The sequence below is a fragment of the Frankia sp. CcMO1 genome (assembly GCF_977945845.1).
In genome coordinates this window covers 1-3,806 of sequence record NZ_CDWTMG010000343.1, presented here as the reverse complement: position 1 = coordinate 3,806, position 3,806 = coordinate 1, and the positions used below count along the sequence as shown (strand labels likewise).

4 protein-coding genes are annotated in these 3,806 nt (G+C 68.1%); 1 reads left to right on the top strand and 3 read right to left on the bottom strand.

Features of this window, described 5'->3' with window-relative positions; translation table 11 throughout:
• The coding region (locus AC08OU_RS23455) for a DUF397 domain-containing protein (protein WP_476605830.1) at nt 1-247 on the bottom strand (247 nt) is incomplete at its 3' end.
• On the bottom strand, nt 244-1,104 hold the full coding sequence (locus tag AC08OU_RS23450) for a helix-turn-helix domain-containing protein (protein WP_462189179.1): 861 nt from the start codon (nt 1,102-1,104) through the stop codon (nt 244-246). The genes AC08OU_RS23450 and AC08OU_RS23455, both read right to left, overlap by 4 nt.
• A 545-nt stretch (nt 1,105-1,649) precedes the next feature.
• On the opposite strand from AC08OU_RS23450, the gene AC08OU_RS23445 reads away from it, so the two are divergent.
• The gene (locus AC08OU_RS23445) at nt 1,650-1,928 is read left to right on the top strand and encodes a hypothetical protein (protein WP_476592003.1); all 279 of its coding nucleotides are present in this window, start codon (nt 1,650-1,652) and stop codon (nt 1,926-1,928) included.
• Nucleotides 1,929-2,207: 279 nt separating this feature from the next.
• Here the strand turns inward: AC08OU_RS23445 and AC08OU_RS23440 are convergent.
• Nucleotides 2,208-3,806, bottom strand: a 1,599-nt coding sequence (locus AC08OU_RS23440) for a hypothetical protein (RefSeq protein ID WP_476605829.1), incomplete at its 5' end; no start/stop codon positions are given.

Below are 3,806 nucleotides of genomic sequence, written 5' to 3'. Positions count from 1 at the left end.
TTCGAAGAGCCGGGATGATCCGACTCCGGTCGAACTCGCCGTCCCGCGCGCCGGCCAGGAACGCGTCCCACTCGGCCGCCGAGAAGGCGAGCACCGGCCCGGTCGGGTTCTTCGAGTCGCGGACGGCGACGCCCCCGCCGAGCGCCGTGACCTCCACACACATACCGCCCGCGCCGTTGCTGTAGCTGCTCTTGCGCCAAGCCGCCCCGATGACATTGTCGATGATCGGCTTCATATATCTGGTCATTTCATTTCCTCTGCGACCGAGAGTATCATCTGGATGGACTCCTCCGGCCGCAGGGCTGCCGCCAGAAGATGATCCAGCTTCACTCTATAGCGCCTGACTTCGGAGGGGCGCTCAATATAGAGGCTTCCGGCCGCTTCCTCTATATAGACCACTTCGTTGTCTCCCGACTCGGGGAATCCGAGTATCGAGAATGTGCTTCCCAGGCTGGCATGCGCGCCCACGGAGAAGGGAAGCACCTGGATTGTCACGTTCGGCAGTTCGGACTGTTTGGCGAGGAACTCGAGTTGGCTTCGCATGATGGCTCTGCCGCCGATTGTCCGGCGTAGGACCGCCTCGTCCAGAATCACCCAGAGGCGAGGATGATCGGCGGCGGTGAGCCGGCGCTGCCGGTCCAGCCTGAGCGCGATCTTGCGTTCGGCCTCGTCCTCGCTCACCTCCGGATCGTCGGCTCGGATGACGTGCCGGGCGTAGTCGCTGGTCTGCAGTAGCCCATGGACGAGCTGCGATTCGTAGACCGAGATCGAGGCGGCGTCGCCCTCCAGGCCGATATAGATCTCGAACCAGGCGGGGACCACGTCGTGGTAGGTATGCCACCAGCCGTGGCGCCGGGACTCGCGGGCCAGGGCCAGCAACGCGTCCCGGCGTTCGTCGTCGGTCACGCCGTAGAGACCCAGCAGGTCGGACACGTCCCGGGTGCGGACCGGCACGCGGCCGTTCTCCATCCGACTGACCTTGGAAACCGAACAGCGCAGCAGCTGGCAGACCTCGTCGACGGAGATGCCCGCCCCCTCGCGGAGTCGTCGTAACTCGGCGCCCAGGCGCCTTCGCCGCACGGTCGGACCGCCGCTCGTGGCCATCGCTCGTCCTTCGGGCTCTTCGGGGTGATGGATGCATCCTGCCACTTGTTCGCCACTCCTCACCCAGGGCGCGCATCGCTGGGTAGCGAAACTCTTACAGAAGTTCTTGCAGAAGAGGCGTGCAGGGGTCATGCTTACCTTGAGTAGCGATTATGCACCTCAAGGTGAGAGTTTGGGGTAGAGCTGGTTGCGGGGAGACGTCGATGGTCATCGCGCAGGGTCCGGGATGTCGGTAGGGAGACCGCGCCGAGACACGGTGCCCCGCACCTGTGGTGCCTCCATGCCCGGCGGCCGCGTCGCCGGTCCCGCAGGTGTCGACGCCGTCAGGCGTCAACCGTCAGGCGTCAACCGCCAGCCGCCGGTTCCGGGTGAGTGGATGACGATCCTCGCCCGGAGCCGGCCATCTCGCCGTTGTCCGCCGCGCTGTCCCCGTCGCGCGGCTCTCCGTCGTGCGGCTGTGCGCGGGGGGGGGGGATTTCTTCCGCGGCGGCTCCGGCGGGCAGATCCCGCTCATCATTATCGGACAATCACCGAAAGGCGCGACAATGAAGACTCGCCAATTCCAGGTTTACGACGGCGATGGCGAACTGGTAGCCACCTTCCCGGAATGGGAGGCGGCGCACAACTGGGCTCATCTGCGCGCGAACGAGCCGGTGACCTCGCGGCCCGTGCAGATCGAGGATCGGGTCGAACGCCGTACCTGGACGATTGAGGCGGACCACTGCCGGCTGACCGTGTGGCGGCGACGGGTCGAGTACGGATACTGCGGGCGTGGCGACCTGCGACATGCCGCTACCGCTCGTAAGCACGCCCGGGCGTCCTGAGCCGGTCCACTCGTAGCTGCTGGTGACTCCCGCCTGCGGGTTGGCGCGGCACCCGGCCCGATGGTCTCCCCACCTGGTCCAGACGGAGACCGGTGAGGACTTCGTCCGTCACCCGGTCAACCGGCTGCTGTGGACCGCGATGTACGTCTCCGTCGCCGCCGCCACGGCGGGCGGGTCGAATACCGCCCGACCCCGGGCGGCGGGGCGGCGTTCCGTATCGTCCTGCCCGGTCCGTCGCAGCCCGACTGACCTGTTCACCTTCGCTCTCGCGACCTCCGGCTACCCCGGATCTACCACGAGGGCCTGGAAGTCCCGCAACGTCGGCGCACCGGGATGTCCGCAGCCGCGCATTATGGCGAGCAGCTCCGCGAAGTCCAGGCCGGCCAGGTCGCCGGCCATCTCCTCGATCTGTTCGCGGACGACCTCAGGCCCGCCCATCTCCAGCAGTTGCAGGAACCCTTCGGTCATGACCAGTGCCTGCTCCCGATCGGTGAGGTCCTCCGGCTGCAGGGCGCCCCGGTCGAGCAGGGCCGTCACCGCGAGCGGGGCCAGTACCGGGTCGTCGCGCAGCCCGTCCAGGAGTTCCGCCCCGGCCGGCACCGCCGAGGTGAGCACGTTCAGCATCGCCGCAGCCCTGGTCCGAAACGGGCAGACCCGCACCGCGTCCAGCAGCGGCTCGACGTCACCGCCGTGCCCGGCCAGCCAGTTGGTGATCTCCGCGTTACCCGTCTCCCGGGTGTAGTGCTCAGCGATCACACCCAGCAGTTCGGCGGGCTGTGCGGTTGCCAGGTCGCCGACGAGGCCGGCCTCCCGTCCCTCGGCGAGCAGCCGCCCACGCATGGCCCGGGTGCCCAGCGCGGTCAGCGCCACCAACTCGGTGGGCTGGGCGAGCTCCGCGCGCAGGCGGGCCGCCGCCGGGCCGGAAATCGACCGCTCCACCGCGAATGGCGTCTCGACGTCGTCCGCGAGAGTGGCGATGAACTTCTCGTCCGCGAGCCCGCGCGTCCTCTCCACGGCGCCCAGCGCGGCCAGCACATCGAACACACGTTTAATGTCTCTCCCGAGGTGTGTTCGCCAACCGCCCTGCTGCAGGGGGCTTCCGGCGTCGACGCGGAACTGCTGCCGGCACGACTGCCACACCGCCTCCTCCAGGCACGCCATCGGCATCGGATCCGGCAGGCTGTAGATCGTGTTGAGCATGTCCGGGACCGCCTCGGCGTATACGTCGTACAGCAGGGAGGTGCCACTGCCCGTCCAGATCGGCAGACACACCGCGTCCCGCAGCTCGAAGAACGTCTCGAATGCCCGCTGCCACAGTGCCTCGGCGTCCTTGAGTAGCGGCCGCGCCTTGGCCACCGCCACCAGCTTCGTCCGGCTGACCCGCACCAGGCGGGTCTTCTTCGCCCAGGTAAAGATCAGGTTGAGGTGGGGCAGCTCGGCGGTGCTGCGTACCCGCAGGCCCTGCTCGCCGGTATCGAGAAGGTCGACAAGCTCACGCGCGTCGGCCGGCCTGAGATTTCCGGCGGCTGTCAACGGCCGACCATCCGTGCCGACCCAGGCGACGAACGCGCGAAGCTGCCCCACGACCCGGCTGCGCCCGGCCGCCTCCGCGAGTTCCCCCGCCGGCGGCAGACTGACCGGGAGCTGGGCGATGGTCCGTTCGGGTACCGGACCCGGGTAGGCGAACTGCCCGCTCATCAGCTGGTCCAGCAGGTCGTCGTCAGGGCTGGCCAAGCCCGCCAAAACGTGCTTGAAGTGCTCGGGCACGGCCGGCGGGATGATCTCTACCACGGTGTCGCGGACCCTCATATCCCAGAATTTCGGAATCCCCCGACGATCCGGGTCTGCCAGTTCGGGATCAGCCGCCACATACCGGGG